Below are 22,372 nucleotides of genomic sequence, written 5' to 3'. Positions count from 1 at the left end.
TCCTTTGGATCGGTAGGCGGAAGGTCAGATCGAGAAGCTGGTGCCGCAACCGCAACCGGCGGCGGCGAGCGGATTGCGGATCTGGAAGGACTGGCCCATCAGGTCATCGACGAAATCGATGACCGAGCCGCTCATGTATTGCAGCGAGACCGGGTCGATGAGCACGCTCGCGCCGTCGCGGGCGATGACGAGGTCGTCGCTCTCCTGCTCCCGCACGAGGTCGTATTTGTACTGGAAACCCGAACAGCCGCCGCCCTCGACGCTGACGCGCAGGCTGGTTCCTTCCGGTTCCGCGGAAAGGATGCGGGCAATGCGCTTCACCGCCGTGTCGCTGAGGTCGACCGTCTCGGGCGTCGCGTCCGTGATGTGATCCGCCATGGTCATGCTCTTCCGTTTTTTCGGGCGCTGCCGGTGCCGGCGGGGCAATGTCTCCCCGGGCAGCGGACGGCTCCGGTGCTTGCCGCGCCGGGTGATCCGGCCGGGCGGCTTGCGGCTTGCGGGAAATCGCATGCTCCGAGCAAGGCCGCCCTGTGCAAGGCGTTAGTGAATAGGTATGAACAGCGCGGGCATGCGTCAACAGTCTCGCTGCCCGAAAGCGTACGCGATCCTCGCGCACGTCTATCTCCGGCAGACGACCAGGAGGCCTCATGACCGCACCGCTTGGCTATGGAGCCCAGCCGCGCGCCGCCTACGCCACCGACCCGGACAGAAGCGCCGGACGCCTGGTGCCCGAGGCGGAGAGCCCGACCCGCACGCCGTTTCAGCGCGACCGCGACAGGATCATACACTCCACCGCGTTTCGCCGCCTCAAGCACAAGACACAGGTCTTCGTCTATCACGAGGGCGACCATTTCCGCACGCGGCTGACCCACACGATCGAGGTGTCGCAGATCGCCCGCTCGCTCGCCCGGGCCATGCGGCTCGACGAGGATCTGGCCGAATGCCTGGCGCTTGCCCACGATCTTGGCCACACGCCGTTCGGACATGAGGGGGAAGACGTCATGGACGCCGCGATGGCGCCTTTCGGCGGTTTCGACCACAATGCCCAGTCGCTGCGCGTCGTCACCGTGCTGGAGCGTCGCTATGCCGAGTTCGACGGGCTGAACCTCAGCTGGGAGACGCTGGAGGGGCTGGTCAAGCACAACGGGCCGCTTGTCGACGGAAACGGGCATCCGCTCGGCAAGTTCAAGGATACGGGGCTGCCTTTCGCCATCCGCCAATATGCGCAGAAGCAGGACCTGCGCCTCGACAGCTGGCCGAGCGCCGAGGCACAGGCCGCCGCGATCGCCGACGACATCGCCTATGACGCGCATGATCTCGACGACGGGTTGCGCGCCGGGCTGCTCAGCATCGAGCAAATGCGCGAGGTGCCGTTCCTGGCCCGGATCCTTGAGGAGGTCGACGCGCGCTATCCGCAGCTGGAAGAGGCGCGGCGCATTCACGAGATCGTGCGCCGCTCGATCACCCGGATGGTCGAGGACGTGATCGGCGAATCCCTGCGCCGGCTTGCAGCGCTCTCTCCCGGAGATGCGGAGGACATCCGCGCGGCGGGAGCGCCCGTTGTCGCCTTCTCCGAGGAGATGGCGGCACGCGAGCGAGAGGTGAAAGCCTTCCTGTTCGCCAATCTCTACCGGCACGAGACGATGCTCGCCGTCCGCCGACAGGTGGCCGGAGTGGTCCGCGACCTGTTCAAGGCCTACATGAGCGAGCCGGCAGAACTGCCGGAGGAATGGCGGCGCGGTCTCGAGCAGGACGACGACACCCGGCGGGCGCGGCGGGTGTGCGATTTCATCGCCGGGATGACCGACCGTTTCGCCGTCGACGAGCATCGCCGGCTGTTTGACCACACTCCCGATTTGGGATAGGCCCGCCGCGCGGTATACGCCGCTTTTCCAACCGGCCCCGACACGGCCGAACCAGACCAGACCGGATTGCGGCCCACGGGACGTAATCCTCTCCACGGACACAAGAACGCGATGAACATCTTCAGCCACTATGCCGAGCTTGTGCGGGCCGCGATCCTCGAACTCCATCCGGGAGGGGAGGTCGGAGCGGACCTGTTGCAGCGATGCGTGGTGGAGCCGCCGCGCGACAGCGCCCATGGCGATCTTGCGACCAATGCGGCGATGGTGCTGGCAAAGCCGCTGAAGACCAATCCGCGCGCGCTGGCCGAAAGCCTTGGCGCCGTTCTGGCGCGCAACGAGGATATCGTCAGCGCCGAGGTCGCGGGTCCGGGCTTCATCAACCTGCGGCTTGCCGACAGCGTCTGGGCGCGGGTGCTGAAGGCGGTGCTGGAGAGCGGTACCGACTTCGGGCGCTCGGCCATGGGCGGCGGGCTGAAGGTCAATGTCGAATACGTGTCGGCCAATCCGACCGGGCCGATGCATGTCGGCCATTGCCGGGGCGCCGTTGTGGGCGATGCGCTTGCTTCCCTGCTCGATTTCGCGGGCTATGACGTCACCCGCGAGTATTACATCAACGATGCGGGCTCCCAGGTCGACGTGCTCGCCAATTCCGCATTCCTGCGTTACCGCGAGGCGCTGGGCGAGGATATCGGCGCGATCCCGGAAGGGCTCTATCCGGGCGACTATCTGGTGCCGGTCGGCAAGGCGCTTGCGGACGAACATGGCGATGCGCTTCTGGCCATGAGCGATGCCGAGCGTCTGCCCCTGGTCGAGGAAGCCACGATCGCGGCGATGATGGGACTGATCCGCGCGGACCTGGCGCTGCTCAACGTCCATCACGAGGAGTTCTTTTCCGAACGCACCCTGCATGCGCGGGGCGAGGGCAACAGCTCGCCGATCGACCGGATGCTCGATGAACTGCGCGCGCGCGACTTCGTCTATGAAGGCACGCTGCCGCCGCCCAAGGGGCAGCTGCCCGAAGACTGGGAAGACCGCGAGCAGACGCTGTTTCGCGCCACCGCCTTTGGCGACGACATCGACCGGCCGCTGAAGAAGTCGGACGGTTCCTACACGTATTTCGCCGCCGACGTTGCCTATTTCCTGTCGAAATACGAGCGCGGCTTCAAGGAAATGATCTTCATCCTGGGCGCCGACCACGGCGGCTACGTGAAGCGGCTGGAGGCGGTCGGCCGGGCGATTTCGGGCGGCGATGCCAAGGTGATCGTGCGGCTTTGCCAGCTGGTGAAGCTGTTCCGCGCCGGCGAGCAGGTGACCATGTCGAAGCGGTCGGGCGAGTTCATCACGCTGCGCGAGGTTGTCGAGGAGGTCGGCTGCGATCCCGTGCGCTTCATGATGCTGTATCGCAAGAACGACGCGCCGCTGGACTTCGATTTCAAGAAGGTGACGGAACAGTCGAAGGACAATCCCGTCTTCTACGTGCAATACGGCCATGCACGTTGCAGCTCGGTATTGCGTCAGGCGGGCGAGGAATTCGGGGGCATCGATCTCTCGGCGAAGGCCTTGTCGGACATCGACTTTTCCGGCCTCACCGATTCGGGCGAGCGCGACATCGCGGCGAAGCTTGCGGCATGGCCGCGGCTTGTGGAAAGCGCGGCGGAAGCACACGAGCCGCACCGGGTGTCTTTCTACCTGCACGAACTGGCCAGTGCCCTGCATTCTCAATGGAATAAAGGCAAGGATTCGCCGCAATTACGTTTTATTAACGCTGAAGATCGACAAACAACACTGGCCCGCCTTGGTCTCGTACGTGCGGTCTCCCTTGTTCTAGCCTCCGGCCTTGGCATTCTTGGCGTGGCGGCTCCTGAGGAGATGCGGTAGGGCGGGGTGTCATGTCGGCGCGTACGCGCGCCGCAGCCAGCGGGGAAGTCCTCAGCACCATGTCCAATCGCTCGAACTATCCGGCCGGAGGTCCCGACCCGCGCGACGACCGCTATCGCGCCGATGACGGGCATGCCGGGTTCGACGAGGATCCGCTTGTCGAGCTCGCACGCATTGTCAGCGAGGGGAACGCGAAGTACCGGCCTGTCGCGCTGGTGGATCCCGCCGAGGTCGACGAGCCCGAAGCACCGCGCGGCAGCTACGACGCGCGCCGGGACCTGATCGACCACGAAGCCTGGGCGCGTGACCTGGAGGCCGGCCTTTCGGACGATTTCGGCGGCTATGCGCCGGAGCCCGCGTATCGCGAGGAACCGGCGGCGGATGCCGGATATTCCGAAGAGGGCTATTACGAAGAGCCTTATGCGGACGATGCCGGTCCGGCGCCGCAAGCCTATGCGGAAGAGGTTTACGAGCCGCGGGTGCATGCTCCCCGGGAGCCGGCGGTCCACGACCCCTATGCGTCCGAACCCGTCCACACTCCGCAGGCTTATGCACCGCATGACCCCTACGAACCCGCGGCCTATGCGGACGAGGGCCATGCCGGAGCGGACGAGGCCGATGCCGGCCACCATGGCTGGGCCCATGGCGCCGAAGCCTATCCGGGCGAAGGCGCGCCCCTTGATCCGGTCTTCGATCCGCGTTCAGTCACGCCCGAACCGGCCCTGCCGGCCGATGCCTATGGCCAACAACCGGTTGCACCTGCCGGCCATGCCGAAGAGTTTGCCGCCGAACCCTACGCCGAACCCTACGCCGACCCCTACAGGGACGAGGCGCGCTTCGACGAGGCCGATCTCGGCGCTCCGACCCGCGATCCCTATGAGGGCCAGGTCCCGATGCAGTCGGCATTCGGCGCGCCGGCCGGTTTCGACACCGATTTCGATGCGACGCCGACCCGCGAACGGGCGCTGACCGACGACCTGAGCGCATCGCTCGAAGACGAACTGCTTGGCGCGATGGGGGCCGGCCGGCCGCAGGCCGGCGCGCCTGTCCAGCCGCAGGACGATCCCTATCAGGTCGATTCGCGCTACCCGGCACAGGCAAGCGGATATGCCGGGGAACCCGCGTTCGAGGACGAGCAGCTTGACGACCTGCTGCTGGAAGACGATCGGCTGCTGGCGACGCCGGCGCAGGGGTCTCATGCATCCGCCTATGCGGGCGAAGGCTTTGACGAGGCTGTCGACGATATCTTCCAGAGCGATCCCGAGGCCCCGCCGCCGCCGGGCGGATACGATCTCGACGAGGTTGCCCAGGCCATGCGCGAGGGCGATCCGCAGCTGGGCGGTCATGGCGTGCTGCCGCCGCATTCCCAGGGCGGGGAAGAGGCGGCGCCCGAACAGAAATCGCGCCGCGGGCTCTATGCGGCCGCCGCGGTTCTGGGACTTGTCGTGCTTGGCGGCGGCGCGTTCGCCGTCATGGACTTCGGCGACGAGGCCAGCGGTCCGCCGCCGGTGATCACCTCCGATGGCGAGCCGATGAAGGTCTACCCGGAAGGGCAGGAGCCGCCGGCGAACGGGCAGAGCAAACTGATCTACGACCGTGTCGGCGGCGTCGAAACGCCGCGCGACGAGCGTCTGGTCCTGCAGGACCAGACGCCCGTGGCATCGCTGCCGCCGGCGCCGGACACCGCGGGCACCTCGCAAAGCAATGTTCCGGCGGGACCGCGCCGTGTGCGCACGGTCGTCGTGCGTCCGGACGGCACCATCATTTCCAGCGACGAGCCGGTGACCGCCGGCCCGGAAACCCAACCCGATGCCGCCGCCCAGCCGGGTGCGGTGACGACACCGGCCGATCTCCGGGTGCCGGGCACCGATGCCGCGCCGCGCGTGGTGGGCACGGATGCCGGTCAGCAACCCGTCGTGCCGGCCGCAGGACAGAACGCGGGGCAGACCGCACAGCAGGTCGCCGATGCCGCGCGTCAGGTGCGCACCACGGCGATCGTGCCGGATGGCGGACCGGCAACGCAGGCCCCGGGCGACGTTTCGGCCGCGACCGCGAGCACGACCGGCACCGATGCGCCGGCCAACGTGCCGCGCATCAAGCCGGGCGATATCGACACGCTCGCTTCGAGCGCGGCGCCGCCGCTTGCCGTCAACCGACAGGCAACGCCGGCGAGCAGCTCCCCGGCACCGCTCGACCTGACGGCCCAGGCGGGTCGCGCCCAAAACACGCAGAGCGCGCCCGCGGCACCGGTGCAAACCGCTTCCGCTCCGGCGGCAAGCAGCGCCTCGATCCCGTCCGGCGCCTATATCGTGCAGGTTTCCTCGCAGCGCACGCAGGAACAGGCGCAGACCGCGTTCAACGATCTGCAGCGGCGCTACGGTTCGGTCCTTGGCGGTGTGTCGCCGGTGATCCAGCGGGCCGATCTGGGCGATCGGGGCACCTTCTACCGGGTGCGCATTCCCGCCGGCTCCCGCGATGATGCGATCTCGCTCTGCGAGCGGCTGAAATCGGCCGGCGGCGACTGTTTCGTACGTCGCAACTAGGGGCAGGCCCCGGGGTTGCCTCTGGCCGTGCTGCATGCAAAAGACATTTCAAACGGGCGGACGCGGTGCGTTCCGCCCGTTTTCTGTAAGGGCTTCCGCGCCGGGCCGGCGGGAAGCGGGAAAGTGCGGAGCGATCATGACGAAGGCCTTCATCGCGGGTTGCGCGGGTGAAACCCTGAGCGCGGAGGAGCGCGCGTTCTTCGCAAGGGAGCGACCCTGGGGCCTGATCCTGTTTTCCCGCAATTGCATCTCGAGCGAGCGGATTCGCGCCCTGGCGGATGACTTCCGGTCCGTCGTCGGGGTCTCCAACGCACCCGTCCTGATCGATCAGGAAGGCGGGAGGGTTCGCCGGCTGCGTCCCCCGCTTGTCGACGACTACCCGGCGGGAGCCGTTTACGGGCGCCTGTTCGCGGCCTCGCGCGAGGCGGGCAGGCGGGCGGCGTATCTGGGCGGCCGGCTGATCGGCGCCGACCTTGCCGGGCTCGGCATCACCGTCGACTGCGCGCCGATCCTCGATGTGCCCACCCCGCTCACCAGCCAGGCGATCGGCGACAGGGCATACGGGCCGGACGCCGATACCGTGACGGAGATCGGGCGCGCCTTCGCCGAGGGGCTGATGACCTCCGGGGTGCTGCCGGTGGTCAAGCACATGCCCGGACACGGGCGGGCACGCGTCGACAGTCACTATGAGCTGCCGGTGGTGGACGCCGACCCGGCGGCGCTGGAGGCGGTCGATTTCGCGCCGTTTCGCGCGCTTGCCGACCTGCCGATGGCGATGACGGCGCATGTGGTCTTCACCGGGCTGGACCCGGACTGCTGCGCGACCCAGTCGCTCCGGGTGATCGACGGGATCGTTCGCGGACGGATCGGTTTCGACGGGCTGCTGATGAGCGACGACCTGTCGATGAAGGCGCTCGGCGGGGACGTCCATGACCGCGTTGCCAGGCTTTTTGACGCCGGTTGCGACATGGCGCTCCACTGCAATGGCGAAATGGACGAGATGATCGAGGTGGCGCGGGCGAGCCCCGTTCTGGCTGGAGAGGCGGAGCGCCGGGCGCAGGCCGCCCTTGCCGCCTGGCGCCCGGGGCTGCCGTTCGACCGCGCCGAGGCGCGGGCCGAGTACGAGGCTTTGCTGGCGGAGGCGGCCGCACTGTCCTAAAAACGGATGGAACCGATCTGGAACCGAGTTGGGGGCAGGGGTGCAGGACACCTTTTTCGAGGATCCGGATCCGGTCGCAGGCGCAGCCGACCGTGCGACGACCGATCCGGCGCTGGTGGTGGATGTCGACGGCTTCGAAGGGCCGCTCGACCTGCTGCTGACGCTCGCCCGCAAGCAGAAGGTCGACCTTGCCCGCATATCGATCCTGGCGCTTGTGGAGCAGTATCTGGGCTTTGTCGCGGAGGCGCGCCGGCTGCGGCTGGAGCTGGCCGCCGACTATCTCGTCATGGCCGCCTGGCTCGCCTATCTGAAGTCGCGGCTGCTCATTCCCGAGCAGAAGGACGAGGACCAGCTTACCGGCGAGGAAATGGCGGCGGCCCTTGCCTTCCGCCTGCGCCGCCTGGAGGCGATGCGCGAGGCCTCGGAAAAGCTGATGAACCGCAACCGCTCGGGGCGCGACGTCTTTGCCCGGGGCAAGCCGGAAGCCGTCTCCATCGCCCGGCGCAGCGCCTGGACGGCGTCGCTCTACGACCTCCTGATCGCCTATGCCGCGCAGCGCCAGCGAACCTCGGTGACCTCGGTTCACGTGCGCAGGAGAACCGTCTGGTCGCTGCAGGAAGCCCGCGACCTGCTGACACGGCTGGTCGGATTGCATATGGACTGGGCGCCGCTGGACACCTATCTGTCGAGATATATCGGCGAGGCGGGGCAGGCGAGCACCGTTCTGGCCAGCAGCTTTTCCGCGAGCCTGGAACTGGTGCGCGAGGGAGAACTGGAACTGCGTCAGGCGGAGCCTTTCGCCCCGCTCTACCTGAGGCGCAAGGTGCCCGATCCGAATCGCGACATCGCGGTGGAGAGCGGGCCGGAAGACAACGAGGCGTGACGTGACAGGCGGCCGAGAGCAGACCGCGCAGGGCGACGACATGAATGCCGCGACGCGTGATGGCGCACCGGAGACGGGCGGCGGCGAGGCACTGTCCGACAGCGAGAGGGCACTGGCGCTGGCCAGCGGCGTGCGCATGGTCGAGGCGCTGCTTTTCGCTTCCCGCGACCTGCTGAGCGCCGAGGAACTCGCCATTCGCCTGCCGGCGGGTGCCGACATCCCGGCGCTGGTTGCCGAGCTCCGGCGGATCTACGCCACGCGCGGGGTCAATGTCATCGAGATCGGCGGCAAATACGGCTTTCGCACCGCCGAGGACCTGTCCTACCTGCTTGCCCGCGAACAGGTCGAGGAGCGCCGGCTGTCGCGCGCGGCGCTGGAGACGCTGGCGATCATCGCCTACCACCAGCCGGTGACGCGGGCCGAGATCGAGGAAATCCGCGGCGTCTCGACATCGAAGGGCACGGTCGACGTGTTGCTGGAAACCGGCTGGATACGCATGCGCGGCCGGCGACGGACGCCCGGGCGCCCCGTTACCTACGGCACCACGGACGCATTCCTGGAGCATTTCATGCTGGCCTCCGTCGGCGACCTGCCGGGACTTGAGGAACTGAAGGGCACGGGCCTTCTCGACAGCGCCGTGCCGGCCGGCTTCACCGTTCCGGTGCCGAACGATTCGGCGGAGCTGGGCGCGGAGGAAGACCCGATCGAGGACGACGAACTGTTCGACCTGGACGATACGAGCGGCGAGGCCGAACATGACGACCATGGCTGAGCCGGCTGCCAACGACACGGCGCTGAAACGCTGGGGCGTGCGCGGTACGGCGGGCGCGACCATCGCCGCCAGGCTGGCCTTCGAGGCCGTCAGCCACGCCTATGCGGGGCTTGCGGCGGTGCGTTCGGTCGACCTGACGGTTGAGCCAGGCGAGGTTCTCTGCCTGCTCGGCCATTCCGGCTGCGGCAAGACCACCCTGCTCAGGATCGCCGCCGGCGTCGAGCGGCAGAGCGCGGGCCGGGTGCTGATCAACGAGCGCGAGGTCGCCGGCCCGAGCGTGTTCCAGCCGCCGGAAAAGCGCGGCGTCGGGTTGATGTTCCAGGACTACGCGCTGTTTCCGCATCTGACGATCGCCGACAATGTCGCCTTCGGCCTGACCCATCTGGGCAAGGCGGAGGCGCAGCGCACGGCGCTCAACGCGTTGACGCGGGTCGGCCTTTACGATCATGCACAGGACTATCCGCATGCGCTGTCCGGCGGCGAGCAGCAGCGGGTGGCGCTGGCGCGCGCCATCGCGCCGCGTCCCGGCGTGCTCTTGATGGACGAGCCGTTCTCCGGCCTCGACCGGCGGCTGCGCGACACGGTGCGCGACGAGACGCTGTCGGTGCTGCGCGAGACGCGCGCCACCTGCATGCTGGTGACCCACGATCCGGAGGAGGCGATGCGCATGGGCGACAGGATCGCCCTGATGCGCAAGGGCCGCCTGGTGCAGCTGGGCAGCGCCAACGACCTCTACAATCATCCGGTCGACATGTTCGTCGCCCGCTTCTTCTCCGAGCTGAACGAGCTTGACGCCGTGGCGGGGGAGGGCGAGGTCGAAACGATCTTCGGTCGTCATCCGGCGCCCGACATCGCCGCCGGCACCGCGGTGGACGTGTGTGTCCGGCCGCAGGGCATCGTGCTGGGCGAACCGGGCGAGGGGCGCTCGGGGCGCATCATGCGCCGCCGTTTCATCGGCGAGGTCGACCTTGTCGAGGTGGCCGTCGACGGGCTCGAACTGCCGCTGCAGGCGCGCATCCGCGACGGGGGACGCTTTGCCGTGGGCATGGATGTCGGCGTGCGGATCGACGCGCGCGACGTGCTCGCCTTTGCCCGTCCGGTCGATTGACCGGGATCGGCGGAAACGGTTGGTTGCGGTCGCGACCGCTTTGTTGCAATAGTGCCGCGCCGGAGCGCGTGCACCGGAAAGACCAGGGAGTTGGCGTATGGGTATCAGCATTTGGCAGATCCTGATCATCGCGGTGATCGTTGTTCTGCTGTTCGGTCGCGGCAAGATCTCCGAGCTGATGGGAGACGTCGCAAAGGGCATCAAGAGCTTCAAGAAGGGGCTCAACGAGGACGACGACGCCACCACGGCCGACGGTGCCAAGACCATCGACCACAAGGCGGACGAGACGGTCGTCACCAACAAGTCCGAAGACAAGTCCCAGGCGGGCTGAGCGCCATCACGCCCGGCCGGTCGGCGCACTCGGTCGCCGGCGGGCACGGCCTGCCCGGCATCCGGTCCACTCAAGTGGTCCCCGGAGCCGCGGTGTTGTGACCTCGCGAGCGCGGAAAACGGACCCAGATGTTCGATATCGGCTGGACGGAACTGCTGGTTGTCGCCGTCGTCATGATCCTCGTCGTCGGACCGAAGGACCTGCCGCGCATGCTGCGGACCTTTGGTCAGACGCTGGGGAAGGTGCGCCGCATGGCGAGTGATTTCCAGTCGACATTCAACGAGGCGCTGCGCGAGGCCGAGCAGCAGGCCGACCTTGCCGACATGAAGTCGCAGGTCGAGAAGGCCGCGAATTTCGATCCGCTCGGCGATCTCAAGAAATCCATCAATGTCGACAAGGCGAGCAAGCCCAAGGCGAAGGCGGCCGGAGCCCAGTCGGCAGGAACCCAGTCGGCAGGGACCCAGTCGGCAGGGGGGCAGTCGGCCGCGACTGACGCGCCTTCCGGCAAGACGGACGCGGCGGCGGATGCCGGGGATGCTCCCGCTGCCGCCGGTCCGCAGGGCGGGGCGGACACGCAAGGCCCCGCGACTTCTGCCGGTGCATCCGCAGAGGCGCAGGGCGACAACGACGAACAGGCGCCCAAGACGGCGGGTGACGGCAAGGCATGAGCCAGGATGATATCGACGCCTCCAAGGCGCCGCTGATCGAGCACTTGATCGAACTGCGCAGCCGGTTGCTGAAGACCGTGGTGGCGGTGCTCATCGCCTTCATCGTCTGCTTCTACTTTTCGCAGACCATCTACAACATCCTGATCATCCCCTACGAGAACGCCGCCGGCCGCCAGGTGGAAATGATCTTCACCGCGCCGCAGGAGCTGTTCTTCACCCAGTTGAAGCTCGCCTTCTTCGGCGCGCTGTTCATCGCCTTCCCGGTGATCGCCTCGCAGCTCTACATGTTCGTCGCGCCCGGCCTCTACAAGCACGAGCGCGGCGCCTTCCTGCCGTTCCTGGTGGCGACCCCGATCCTGTTCAGCATCGGCGCCTCGCTGGTGTTCTTCCTGATCATGCCGCTTGCCATGGGCTTCTTCCTGTCGATGGAGCAGGACGGCACGGACGGCCAGGCCAAGATCCAGCTGATGGCGCGGGTGAGCGAGTATCTCGGGCTGATCATGACGCTGATCTTCGCCTTCGGTCTCGTCTTCCAGCTGCCTGTCCTGCTGACGCTGCTCGGCCGGGTCGGTATCGTGACCGCCGAGGGCCTGCGGGCGAAGCGCAAATACGCGATCGTCATCGGCTTCGTGCTGGCCGCGGTGCTGACGCCGCCCGATCCGATCAGCCAGATCGGCCTTGCACTTCCCACCCTGCTTCTCTACGAAGTGTCGATCATTTGCGTCCGGCTGGTCGAGAAGAAGCGGGCCGAGCGGGAGGCTGCCGAGGCGGACGCCTGAGCAGCATTCCGGGCCGGGTTCTTCTGCCGCCGCAACGGCGCGCGCGTACCTATCCCGGGGTTCTTTCATGTTCGACATCAAGTGGATCCGCGACAATGCCGCGGCTTTCGATCATGCCATGAAACGGCGCGGTCTCGGCCCGCAGGCCGGGGCGCTCGTCGACATCGACGACCGCCGCCGCGCGCTGATCGCCGAACTCCAGCAGGCCCAGGAGCGCCGCAACGCCGCCTCCAGGGAAATCGGCAAGGCGAAGGCGTCGGGCGACGAGGCGGCCGCGCAGGCGGTCATCGACGAGGTCGCCAAGCTCAAGGCCGCGATCCAGGACGGCGAGGAGCGCGAGCGCCAGATCACGGCCGAGCTCCACGACGCCCTGTCGGTCCTTCCCAACATGCCGCATGACGATGTTCCCGAAGGCGCCGACGAGAGCGACAACGTGGAACTGCGCGCCGTCGGCACGCCGCCGGTCCTCGGTTTCGCGCCGAAGGAGCATTTCGAGATTTCCGGCATCCAGGCCGGGCTTGCCTTCGAGCGCGCCGGGCGCATGTCCGGGTCGCGTTTCGTGATGCTGCAGGGCAAGCTTGCGCGGCTGGAACGCGCGCTCGGCCAGTTCATGATGGACCTGCAGACCGGCGAGCACGGCTACATGGAAGTGGCGCCGCCGCTCTTGGTGCGCGACGAGGCGCTTTTCGGGACCTCGCAGCTGCCGAAATTCGCCGAGGATCTCTTCCGGACCACCGACGGCCGCTGGCTGATCCCGACCGCCGAGGTGCCGCTGACCAACATGGTCGCCGGCGAGATCCTCGACGAGGCCGAACTGCCCTTGCGCGTCACGGCGCTGACCCCGTGCTTCCGCTCGGAAGCCGGATCTGCCGGACGCGACGTTCGCGGCATGCTGCGCCAGCACCAGTTCTGGAAATGCGAGCTTGTGTCGGTGACGCGGCCGGAGGGCTCGCTTGAGGAACTGGAGCGCATGACGGCTTGCGCCGAAGAGGTGCTCAAGCGCCTCGGCCTTGCCTACCGGGTGATGGCGCTGTGCGCCGGCGACATGGGCTTCGGCGCCCGCAAGACCTATGACATCGAGGTCTGGCTGCCGGGGCAGAACGCCTATCGGGAGATTTCGAGCTGTTCGGTCTGCGACGACTTCCAGGCCCGGCGGATGAATGCCCGCTATCGCCCGGCGGGCGAGAAGGGATTGAAGTTCGTTCACACGCTCAACGGATCGGGCATTGCCGTCGGCCGGGCGCTGATCGCGGTGCTTGAGAACTATCAGAACGCGGACGGCAGCATCACGGTGCCCGACGCCTTGCGGCCCTATATGGGCGGGCTCGAGACCATCGAGGGACTTTGATGCGCATTCTCCTGACCAATGACGACGGCATTCATGCCGAAGGCTTCGCCGCGCTTGAAAAGATCGCGCGGGAACTCTCCGACGACGTGTGGATCGTGGCGCCGGAAAGCGACCAGAGCGGTGTCGCGCATTCGCTGACCCTGCATGACCCGCTGCGGGTGCGCAAGCTGGGCGACCAGCGCTACTCGGTGCGCGGCACGCCGACCGATTGCGTGATCATGGGCGTGCGCGAGATCCTTCCCGAGCGGCCCGACCTGATCCTGTCCGGTGTCAATCGCGGCCAGAACGCCGCCGACGACGTCACCTATTCGGGCACCATCGCGGGCGCAATGGAGGGCACGCTGACGGGCATCCGCTCGATCGCGCTGTCGCAGGCCGTCGCCTGGTCGGAAGGCGCGCGAGCGGACTACGCCTGCGCGGTGGCGCATGCGCCGGCTCTGATCGGCAAGCTGCTCGGTTTCACCTTTCCCGCCGACACGCTGCTCAACCTGAATTTCCCGGCCTGCGCGCCCGACGCCGTCGCCGGTGTCGAGGTGACCCGCCAGGGCAAGCGCAAGGTCAGCGAGCTCGCCGTCGATGCCCGCACTGACGGGCGCGGCGTTCCCTATTACTGGCTCGGCTTCCGCAACGCGGAGGAGAACCCGCCGCGCGATACCGACTTGTCGGCGCTGGCCAACCGGTACATTTCCGTGACGCCGCTGAAGCTCGACTTGACGTCCTTCGACGTTATCGGCGAACTGAAGGACCTTTTGGCCTGAGCCTGCCGCGCGGGCGCGGGGAGGGAACGTTGAGCGAGGACGGCGACAACATCGGCGAGCGGATGGATGCGGGCGCGCGACAGGCGGAAGCCGACCGCGAGGCCAATGCCGCGCTGATCCTGAGCCTGCGCTCGCAAGGCATCCGCAGCCACAAGGTGCTCTCGGCCATCGAGCGGGTGCCGCGGCGGCTGTTCCTGTCGGCGGCGCTGCAGCGCCATGCCGCGATGGACAGCGCCCTGCCGATCGAGTGCGGCCAGACCATCTCCCAGCCAAGCCTCGTGGCGATGATGACGGAGGCACTCGACGTCCAGACCGCACACCGTGTTCTCGAAGTCGGCACCGGATCGGGCTATCAGGCCGCGATCCTGGGCCATCTGTCCGGCGAAGTGCATTCGCTGGAGCGCTACCGCACGCTTGTCGATCTTGCGCGCGAACGGCTGGCGACGTTGAAGATCGGCAGCGTCGAAGTGCATCATTGCGACGGGCTGGAAGGGCTGGCGGAGAAGGCGCCCTTCGACCGGATCGTGGTCACCGCGGCCGGCCCGGACATTCCCCGGCCGCTGGCCGATCAACTCGCTGACGGCGGCAAGATGATCCTGCCGCTCGGCCCCAAGGGCACCGTCCAGCAGCTTGTCATGGTGGAAAGACGGGGCGCGGTGCTGGGGCGCCGGGTGCTTGCGGATGTGCGCTTCGTGCCGCTGGTCGAAGGGGTGGCGACCCGCCTCTAGCTGGTATCGTTTGCAGATGGTTTACGTAAAAACAGCCTGCTTTAAGTCTTTATAAACGTTACCGGCATTTAATCGGACATAACGAACTCAGGTGTCTTCAGTCCGAGTAGCGCCATGTCCATGCAGACTTTCCGTCCTTCATCCCGACTGCTTTCGCAGACCGCCATCGTGCTTGTGCTTGCCGCACTTGCCGGGGCGTGCAGCGGAGGTGTCGAGCGCTTCGAAGATCCCATCTTCACCGGAAACACCGCGAACCAGCGCGCCATGCTCGGCACGTCGCAGCCAAGCTTCGACGATGTCGCGGCCGGCCCGCGGAGCGATGCTCGCCCCCAGGCCAGTGCGAGGGTCGAGCGGTCGACCCTGCCGCCGCCGACCCCGGCCAATTCTCGCATCTCCACGGGCTCGATCCCGGCACGCGCGCCGACCACGCCGACGCGTCCGGCAACATTCGCATCCGTGCCGACACCCCGTGCAAGCACCGTGTCGACCACGCCGGTCACGAATGACGGCGAAGCCCGCGCGATCATGTCGTCGAATGCCTCCACCGGGGCTGCGCAGCGCACCGTGCGCGGCTGGACGACGGCTGGCGCGACGCAAGTCAGCGCCAGGTCCGGCGATACCGTCGCCAGCATGTCGCGCCGCTACGGCATTCCCCAGCACGTGCTGGCCGAAATCAACGGGGTGGAGCCGAACGGGTCGTTCCCCGCCGGCCAGCGCGTCACCATTCCGACCTATGTCCATGGCGCCCCGAATATCGCGGCGGCGGCCCCCTCGCAGCCGGTGCGCCTGCCGCCGGCCGGCGGGACGCCGAGCGTGACCGGATCGATCCCGGCCGGTGCGGCCTTCGCCGCAAACGCTCCGAAGCCGCATGCAAAGCCCGGAGCGCCGGTGCGCGTCGCATCGCTCTCCACGCCGACGCGCAGCGATGCCCCGTCCGTCGGGGCTCAGCCGAAGCGCAAGCCGGCGACCCTGTCCAGCCGTACGCCGTCAGCCTCGACGAGCGAGCCGGTTCCGCCGCGCGTGGCGCGGGTCGAGGCCGCACCCACGGCACCGATCGCGGTCAATCGCGACACGGGAGCTGCATCCGGCGACAGCGAGCGCCGGTTCCGCTGGCCCGCCAAGGGGCGGATCATTTCCGACTTCGGCTCCAAGCCGGGCGGGGCGCGCAATGACGGCATCAACCTGGCCCTTCCGGAAGGCACGGAGATCAAGTCCGTTGAGGACGGCACGGTGATCTACTCGGGCAACGAGCTGAAGGGCTATGGCAGCCTCGTGCTGGTCCGCCACGACGATGGCTGGGTCTCCGCCTATGCCCATAACAGCGAATTGCTGGTCAAGCGCGGCGACACCGTGCAGCGCGGCCAGACTGTCGCCAAGGCCGGTTCCACCGGCTCTGTGACGCAGCCGCAGCTTCACTTCGAATTGCGCCGCGGCAACAAGCCGGTCGACCCGATGCTGTATCTGGCGCGGCTCTAAACCGGCCCTGGCCCCTTGCGGCAATGACGGATTTCGGAACGGGCGCGCCATGACGGCGCGCCCGTTGCGCGTTGTGCCGGCCCCTGTCCCGTCGTTTTCCACAGATGGCAGGGCAGGGCGGGCATGGCGCTTTGCAGAAACGTCACAATGGGAGACCGCTTGCGCTTGACTTGAAGCGCGGCTCGCCGTACATCACCGCCACTCCCGGCGGCCTTGTGTCGCCAAGAGGCCAAGCGGGTGTAGCTCAGTTGGTTAGAGTGCCGGCCTGTCACGCCGGAGGTCGCGGGTTCGAGCCCCGTCACTCGCGCCACTTGCCTCTTACGGAGCCCTTCGCGCATGCGAAGCGGGCGAGCGGGTGTAGCTCAGTTGGTTAGAGTGCCGGCCTGTCACGCCGGAGGTCGCGGGTTCGAGCCCCGTCACTCGCGCCACTCGCCCCACATTTCCCCACGAGATCCTGAAAATTCCCCCCGCCGGGGTTCCCCTGGCGGCCCTGCGGCATCGCGGCCGGGATCACACTTTCGCAACATCCTTCCGGTTCCATTGGCGGTCATTGACGGTGTTTCTTGCGAAAGGACTGATCGTGATCATCAAGCCGGTTCTGAGTGCCGCGACGACCCTGATCCTTCTGGCCGGCATCGGCGCGGCGCAGGCGGGGGTCGTCTGCACCCTTGTCATTGATTCGCAGGACGGTGCGCCGTTGCTGGAGGCGGGCGACTGCGACAGCCGGGTGACGCCGGCCTCGACGTTCAAGGTGGCGCTTGCCGCCATCGGTTTCGAGGAAGGCATCCTTGCCGGGCCGCACGCGCCGGTCTGGACCTACGCCAAGGGCGAGGTCGACTGGGGCGGCGACCCGTGGCGCGGGGATGTCGATCCCGCCTGGTGGATGAAATATTCGGTGGTCTGGTATTCGCAGCGCATGGCGCGGAAGCTGGGGACGGCGAGGCTGGAGGAGCGGGCCCGGGCGATCGGCTACGGCAACGCGGATTTTTCCGGCGACCCGGGCAAGGACAACGGGCTGGAGCGCGCCTGGATCGCCTCCTCGCTGAAGATCTCGCCCCGCGAGCAGGCACGCTTTCTCCAAGGCCTTCTGAACCGCTCCCTGCCGCTGTCGGAGGCGGCAATGGCGCAGGCCGAGGGGATCGTGGAAAGCGTCGAGCCGGGCGCGGGCTGGCGCATGGCGGGCAAGACGGGCGGCGCCTATCCGCGCCGCGCGGACGGCAGCTTCGACCGCTCGCGCGGCCATGGCTGGTTCGTCGGCTGGGCGCAAAAGGGCGCGCGCCGGGTGGTCTTTGCAAGGCTGGTTCAGGACGAGAGCCGGCAGCGCGGCTCGCCGGGTATCCGTGCCCGCAAGGCGCTCGTTGCGCAGTGGCCCGAACTGGCGGCGCGCTTCGCGCGTTGAGGTGCGCGGGCTTTGCCTTCAAATTGACGTCAACGTCATTTCGCGCTTGCGAAAATGCCGCTTCGATTACACCGTCGTCGGGCTTGCGTTGCGGTGGAGCGTGGGCTAAGCGTGCCCCTATGGGCACTGGCGGTCGCGCCTCTCCACGCGCACTGCCACAATCGCCGGGATTAGGCTCGGCCGCGTCCGCGCGGCCTGTTAAGCGCACTTCGGTGCTGAGGGCCTGGCGCAAGGACACGTTTGAACATGGAAGAGCTCCTGAGAGACTATGTTCCGATCCTCGTCTTCATCGGGGTATCGCTCGTCATCGGTCTCGCGCTTCTGATTTCGCCGTTCATTCTCGCTTACCAGAACCCCGATTCGGAGAAGCTGTCGGCCTATGAGTGCGGCTTCAACGCATTCGACGACGCGCGGATGAAGTTCGACATCCGGTTCTACCTGGTGGCGCTGCTGTTCATCATCTTCGACCTGGAAGTGGCGTTCCTGTTTCCGTGGGCGGTCGCGTTCGGCGATCTTGGCTGGTACGGCTTCGGATCGATGATGACGTTTCTCGGCGTGCTGACCGTCGGCTTCATCTACGAATGGAAAAAGGGAGCACTGGAATGGGACTGACGTCGCGCGAGCCGCTCGTTGCCCAGGCTCCGAAGGGCATTCTCGATCCGGCCACCGGCAAGCCGGTCGGGGCCAGCGATCCGTTCTTCCTCGAGATCAACGACGAACTGGCCGACAAGGGCTTCGTCGTCACCGCCACCGACAACCTGATCCAGTGGGCGCGCACCGGCTCGCTCATGTGGATGACATTCGGCCTTGCCTGCTGCGCGGTCGAGATGATGCAGATGTCGATGCCGCGCTACGATGTCGAGCGCTTCGGTTTCGCGCCGCGCGCCTCGCCGCGCCAGTCGGACGTGATGATCGTCGCCGGCACGCTGACCAACAAGATGGCGCCGGCGCTGCGCAAGGTCTACGACCAGATGCCCGAGCCGCGCTATGTCATCTCGATGGGCTCGTGCGCCAATGGCGGCGGCTACTACCACTATTCCTATTCGGTGGTGCGCGGCTGCGACCGGGTGGTCCCGGTCGACATCTATGTCCCCGGCTGTCCCCCGACCGCCGAGGCGCTGCTTTACGGCGTGCTTCTTCTGCAGAAGAAGATCCGCCGCACCGGTACGATCGAACGCTGAACCTGCGCCAACGCGGACCCCGGGCGGGTCCGAACTCCCCGGCGCGACAAGACGGGTCAGGATCATGGACGAGACGCTCGCCGAACTTGGCGAACACATTCAGGCGCATCTGGGCGATGCCCTCGACGGCTTCGCCGTGGCCCATGGCGAGCTGACGCTCGCCGCGCGGGCTTCGGATATCGTCCAGGTGGTGCGCTTCCTGCGCGATGATTCCAGCTGCCTGTTCGTCAACCTTGTCGATATCTGCGGTGTCGACTGGCCCAAGCGCGACCGGCGCTTCGAGGTGGTCTACCATTTCCTCTCGCCGGTGCAGAACCTGCGGGTGCGGGTCAAGGTGACGACCGACGAGGAGACCCCGGTTCCCTCGATCATCGACGTGTTCGCCGGTGCGGAGTGGTTCGAGCGCGAAACCTACGACATGTACGGCGTGCTGTTTTCCGGCCATCCGGACCTGCGGCGCATCCTCACCGACTACGGCTTCGACGGCTATCCGCTGCGCAAGGATTTCCCGCTGACCGGTTATGTCGAGGTTCGCTACGACGACGAGAAGAAGCGGGTGGTCTACGAGCCGGTCCGGCTCAACCAGGAGTTCCGCGACTTCGACTTCATGTCTCCCTGGGAGGGCGTCGATTACGTGCTCCCGGGCGACGAGAAGGCAAGCTGAGGGATCACGGGATGGGCGACCGGCTGAACGGTGGATGTCTTTGCGGCGCGGTGCGCTTTTCGGCCGAGCCGAAGGACCGCAACATGGGCGTTTGCCACTGCACCATGTGCCGCCGCTGGAGCGGCGGCGTCTACATGGCCGTGCAGTGCGCGGGCGATGTCGCCATCGAGGACGAGACGGCCGTTGGCGTCTACCGGTCGTCCGGCTATGGCGAGCGGGTGTTCTGCAAGACCTGCGGCACGTCGCTGATGTGGCGGATGCAGGACGGTTCGCACCACAGCGTTTCCGCCCCGGCGTTCGACGACCCGTCGGTCTTCGCGTTCAATTCGGAAATCTTCATTGACGAGAAGCCCGACAACTACACGTTTGCCAATCCGACCCAGAAAATGACAGGCGCCGAGGTGTTCGCTCTCTTCGCGCCCAACCAGGATCCTCAAGATGGCTGAGGCCCAGGTCCGTAACTTCAACATCAATTTCGGTCCGCAGCACCCGGCCGCGCACGGCGTGCTGCGTCTCGTGCTGGAGCTGGACGGCGAGGTGGTGACGCGCGTCGACCCGCATATCGGCCTGCTGCATCGCGGCACCGAGAAGCTGATCGAACACAAGACCTATCTTCAGGCGGTGCCCTATTTCGACCGGCTCGACTATGTCGCGCCGATGAACCAGGAGCACGCCTTCGCGCTGGCGGTGGAAAAGCTCGTCGGCGTCCAGGTGCCCAAGCGCGGCCAGCTTATCCGGGTGCTCTATTCGGAGATCGGCCGCATCCTGTCGCATCTGCTCAACGTGACGACGCAGGCCCTTGATGTCGGCGCGCTGACGCCGCCGCTGTGGGGCTTCGAGCCGCGCGAGGAGCTGATGGTGTTCTACGAGCGGGCCTCGGGATCGCGCATGCATGCCGCCTTCGTGCGGCCGGGCGGCGTGCACCAGGACCTGCCGCCGGACCTGCTCGACGACATCTGGGATTTCTGCGATCCGTTCCTGCAGACGCTCGATGACATCGAGGGCCTGCTGACCGACAACCGCATCTTCAAGCAGCGCAATGTCGACATTGCGGTGGTTTCGCTGGAAGACGCCTGGGCGCGCGGTTTCTCGGGCGTGATGGTGCGCGGGTCGGGCGCGGCCTGGGACCTGCGCAAGTCGCAGCCCTACGAGTGCTATTCCGAGCTCGAGTTCGACATTCCGGTCGGCAAGAACGGCGACTGCTACGACCGCTACCTGATCCGCATGGAAGAGATGCGCCAGTCGGTGCGGCTGATGAAGCAGTGCCTGGAGAAGCTGACGGTCGAAAAAGGTCCGGTCTCGTCCATCGACGGCAAGGTCGTGCCGCCCAAGCGCGGCGAGATGAAGAAGTCGATGGAAGCGCTTATCCATCACTTCAAGCTCTACACCGAAGGTTACCGGGTGCCGGAAGGCGAGGTCTACGCGGCCGTCGAGGCGCCGAAGGGCGAGTTCGGCGTCTTCCTGGTCTCCGACGGCACCAACAAGCCCTATCGCTGCAAGATCAAGGCGCCGGGTTTCGCGCATCTGCAGGCGATGGATTTCCTGTGCCAGGGGCACATGCTGGCGGACGTGTCGGCGATCCTTGGTTCCCTCGATATCGTGTTCGGAGAGGTTGACCGGTAATGGCCGTTCGTCGCCTTCACCCTGAGCAGCCCGAGAGTTTCGCCTTCACGGCGGCCAATCTGGACTGGGCCAAGAAAGTCATCTCGCGCTATCCGGAGGGGCGTCAGGCCTCTGCCGTGATCCCGCTCCTGTGGCGGGCGCAGGAGCAGCACGAAGGCTGGTTGCCGGAACCGGCGATCCGCTATGTGGCGGAGATGCTGTCGATGCCGGACATCCGCGTGCTGGAGGTCGCGACCTTCTACACGATGTTCCAGCTCGCCCCCGTCGGCAAGAAGGCGCATATCCAGGTCTGCGGCACGACACCGTGCCAGCTGCGCGGTTCGGAGGACCTGATCCGGGTCTGCAAGTCGAAGATCGCGGCCCATGCGCACGAATTGTCCGGCGACGGCGATTTCTCCTGGGAAGAGGTCGAGTGCCTCGGCGCCTGCGTCAACGCGCCGATGGTCCAGATCTTCAAGGACACCTACGAGGACCTGACGGCGGAAAGCCTCGAGGCGCTGATCGACGATATCGCGGCGGGTCGCGAGATCACGCCGGGCCCGCAGAACGGCCGCCGCTTCGGCGCGCCGGAAGGCGGCGCGACGACGCTGACCGGCCTTTCGGACAAGACGAAAGGTGCCGATCCCCTGCCGCATCTGGTCAATGGCGCGGAGGTTGCCTCGCACGCCTTCGCCGGTGCCTCGATCAACGGCGGCGGCAACGACTTCAACGGCGTTCCGGGTGTTTCTGCCGGAAAAACGTCCGCGAAGAAGGCTCCAGCTGCAACGCCGGCGGCGAAAGCCAAGGCGCCTGCCGCCGAGGCAGCAGCTCCCAAGGCCGCAACTCCCAAGGCCGCCGCGCCGAAGAAGCCGGACGTCAAGACGGTGCTTGCCGACCAGACGAGCCTCGACCTTGCGCCGGGTACCGAGAAGGAGCCCGAGCTGCTCAAGGGCGCGCGCGGCGGCAAGGCCGACGACCTCAAGCGGATCAAGGGTGTCGGCCCGAAGATCGAGGGCATCCTCAACGAACTTGGCGTCTATCATTTCGACCAGGTCGCGAGCTGGACCGAGGAGAACAAGGCCTGGGTCGATACCAGGTTGAAGTTCAAGGGCCGGATCGACCGCGAGGACTGGATCGCGCAGGCCAAGGTGCTTGCTGCGGGCGATGAAACCGAATTCTCGAAGCGCGTCGACGGTGGCGACGTTCCTTCGAGCAAGGCGTAAGGGAAGG

At 66.9% G+C, this 22,372-nt stretch carries 22 protein-coding genes and 2 tRNA genes; 23 read left to right on the top strand and 1 reads right to left on the bottom strand.

Annotated features, from left to right (window positions below):
- Positions 1 to 24 precede the first annotated feature (24 nt).
- A complete protein-coding gene (erpA, locus tag ACQY46_RS15910) occupies positions 25 to 378 on the bottom strand; it encodes an iron-sulfur cluster insertion protein ErpA (RefSeq protein ID WP_428696998.1) in 354 nt (117 codons plus the stop codon).
- Positions 379 to 647: 269 nt separating this feature from the next.
- On the opposite strand from erpA, the gene ACQY46_RS15905 reads away from it, so the two are divergent.
- The 23 genes from ACQY46_RS15905 (at position 648) to ACQY46_RS15795 (ending at position 22,365) form a co-directional block, all read left to right on the top strand.
- On the top strand, positions 648 to 1,865 hold the full coding sequence (locus ACQY46_RS15905) for a deoxyguanosinetriphosphate triphosphohydrolase (RefSeq protein ID WP_428696997.1): 1,218 nt from the start codon (positions 648 to 650) through the stop codon (positions 1,863 to 1,865).
- A 111-nt stretch (positions 1,866 to 1,976) separates the two neighbouring features.
- Positions 1,977 to 3,743 carry an arginine--tRNA ligase gene (gene argS / locus ACQY46_RS15900; RefSeq protein WP_428696996.1) on the top strand — a complete coding sequence of 589 codons (1,767 nt, stop codon included), beginning with the start codon at positions 1,977 to 1,979 and terminating at the stop codon, positions 3,741 to 3,743.
- An 11-nt stretch (positions 3,744 to 3,754) separates the two neighbouring features.
- Entirely contained in the window at positions 3,755 to 6,286 is a 2,532-nt protein-coding gene (locus ACQY46_RS15895; protein ID WP_428696995.1) for an SPOR domain-containing protein, read from the top strand.
- A 136-nt stretch (positions 6,287 to 6,422) separates the two neighbouring features.
- Positions 6,423 to 7,445, top strand: coding sequence for a beta-N-acetylhexosaminidase (gene nagZ, locus ACQY46_RS15890; RefSeq protein WP_428696994.1), 1,023 nt, complete (start codon positions 6,423 to 6,425; stop codon positions 7,443 to 7,445).
- A gap of 40 nt (positions 7,446 to 7,485) precedes the next feature.
- Positions 7,486 to 8,328, top strand: a complete 843-nt coding sequence (locus ACQY46_RS15885; protein ID WP_428696993.1) for a segregation and condensation protein A — start codon at positions 7,486 to 7,488, stop codon at positions 8,326 to 8,328.
- Positions 8,329 to 8,464: 136 nt separating this feature from the next.
- Positions 8,465 to 9,100, top strand: coding sequence for an SMC-Scp complex subunit ScpB (gene scpB / locus ACQY46_RS15880; RefSeq protein ID WP_428700503.1), 636 nt, complete (start codon positions 8,465 to 8,467; stop codon positions 9,098 to 9,100).
- A complete protein-coding gene (locus tag ACQY46_RS15875) occupies positions 9,084 to 10,208 on the top strand; it encodes an ABC transporter ATP-binding protein (RefSeq protein ID WP_428696992.1) in 1,125 nt (374 codons plus the stop codon). Before scpB ends, ACQY46_RS15875 begins: the two co-directional genes overlap by 17 nt.
- A 97-nt stretch (positions 10,209 to 10,305) precedes the next feature.
- Positions 10,306 to 10,539 (top strand): twin-arginine translocase TatA/TatE family subunit, encoded by a 234-nt coding sequence (locus ACQY46_RS15870; protein ID WP_306028856.1) that lies wholly within the window; start codon positions 10,306 to 10,308, stop codon positions 10,537 to 10,539.
- A gap of 128 nt (positions 10,540 to 10,667) precedes the next feature.
- Positions 10,668 to 11,207 (top strand): Sec-independent protein translocase protein TatB, encoded by a 540-nt coding sequence (gene tatB / locus ACQY46_RS15865; RefSeq protein WP_428696991.1) that lies wholly within the window; start codon positions 10,668 to 10,670, stop codon positions 11,205 to 11,207.
- Complete coding sequence (tatC, locus tag ACQY46_RS15860; protein WP_428696990.1) at positions 11,204 to 11,986, top strand: twin-arginine translocase subunit TatC; 783 nt, start codon at positions 11,204 to 11,206, stop codon at positions 11,984 to 11,986. Before tatB ends, tatC begins: the two co-directional genes overlap by 4 nt.
- Positions 11,987 to 12,053: 67 nt before the next feature.
- Positions 12,054 to 13,334, top strand: coding sequence for a serine--tRNA ligase (serS, locus tag ACQY46_RS15855; RefSeq protein WP_428696989.1), 1,281 nt, complete (start codon positions 12,054 to 12,056; stop codon positions 13,332 to 13,334).
- On the top strand, positions 13,334 to 14,092 hold the full coding sequence (gene surE / locus ACQY46_RS15850; RefSeq protein WP_428696988.1) for a 5'/3'-nucleotidase SurE: 759 nt from the start codon (positions 13,334 to 13,336) through the stop codon (positions 14,090 to 14,092). The genes serS and surE overlap by 1 nt, the downstream gene beginning before the upstream one ends.
- Before the next feature lie 29 nt (positions 14,093 to 14,121).
- Entirely contained in the window at positions 14,122 to 14,820 is a 699-nt protein-coding gene (locus tag ACQY46_RS15845; protein WP_428696987.1) for a protein-L-isoaspartate(D-aspartate) O-methyltransferase, read from the top strand.
- A 114-nt stretch (positions 14,821 to 14,934) separates the two neighbouring features.
- Positions 14,935 to 16,296: a peptidoglycan DD-metalloendopeptidase family protein gene (locus ACQY46_RS15840; protein ID WP_428696986.1), complete on the top strand. Its 1,362-nt coding sequence runs from the start codon at positions 14,935 to 14,937 to the stop codon at positions 16,294 to 16,296.
- A gap of 233 nt (positions 16,297 to 16,529) precedes the next feature.
- Positions 16,530 to 16,606 (top strand) — tRNA-Asp (locus tag ACQY46_RS15835).
- A gap of 41 nt (positions 16,607 to 16,647) precedes the next feature.
- A tRNA-Asp gene (locus ACQY46_RS15830) sits at positions 16,648 to 16,724 on the top strand.
- Between the two features lie 152 nt (positions 16,725 to 16,876).
- Positions 16,877 to 17,695, top strand: a complete 819-nt coding sequence (blaOXA, locus tag ACQY46_RS15825; protein WP_428696985.1) for a class D beta-lactamase — start codon at positions 16,877 to 16,879, stop codon at positions 17,693 to 17,695.
- Positions 17,696 to 17,941: 246 nt separating this feature from the next.
- Positions 17,942 to 18,307, top strand: a complete 366-nt coding sequence (locus ACQY46_RS15820; RefSeq protein WP_306028864.1) for an NADH-quinone oxidoreductase subunit A — start codon at positions 17,942 to 17,944, stop codon at positions 18,305 to 18,307.
- Positions 18,298 to 18,876, top strand: a complete 579-nt coding sequence (locus ACQY46_RS15815) for a NuoB/complex I 20 kDa subunit family protein (protein ID WP_306028865.1) — start codon at positions 18,298 to 18,300, stop codon at positions 18,874 to 18,876. The genes ACQY46_RS15820 and ACQY46_RS15815 overlap by 10 nt, the downstream gene beginning before the upstream one ends.
- A 64-nt stretch (positions 18,877 to 18,940) precedes the next feature.
- Complete coding sequence (locus tag ACQY46_RS15810; RefSeq protein WP_428696984.1) at positions 18,941 to 19,540, top strand: NADH-quinone oxidoreductase subunit C; 600 nt, start codon at positions 18,941 to 18,943, stop codon at positions 19,538 to 19,540.
- 11 nt (positions 19,541 to 19,551) lie between these two features.
- Positions 19,552 to 19,986 (top strand): GFA family protein, encoded by a 435-nt coding sequence (locus ACQY46_RS15805; protein WP_428696983.1) that lies wholly within the window; start codon positions 19,552 to 19,554, stop codon positions 19,984 to 19,986.
- The gene (locus ACQY46_RS15800) at positions 19,979 to 21,163 is read left to right on the top strand and encodes an NADH-quinone oxidoreductase subunit D (protein ID WP_428696982.1); all 1,185 of its coding nucleotides are present in this window, start codon (positions 19,979 to 19,981) and stop codon (positions 21,161 to 21,163) included. Before ACQY46_RS15805 ends, ACQY46_RS15800 begins: the two co-directional genes overlap by 8 nt.
- Entirely contained in the window at positions 21,163 to 22,365 is a 1,203-nt protein-coding gene (locus ACQY46_RS15795; RefSeq protein WP_428696981.1) for an NADH-quinone oxidoreductase subunit E, read from the top strand. The genes ACQY46_RS15800 and ACQY46_RS15795 overlap by 1 nt, the downstream gene beginning before the upstream one ends.
- Positions 22,366 to 22,372: the final 7 nt, after the last annotated feature.

Source organism: Stappia sp. (genome assembly GCF_965276915.1).
Classification (GTDB): Bacteria; Pseudomonadota; Alphaproteobacteria; order Rhizobiales; family Stappiaceae; genus Stappia.
Note: the sequence above shows the minus strand (reverse complement) of the source record. Positions and strands in the feature narration are given on the sequence as shown.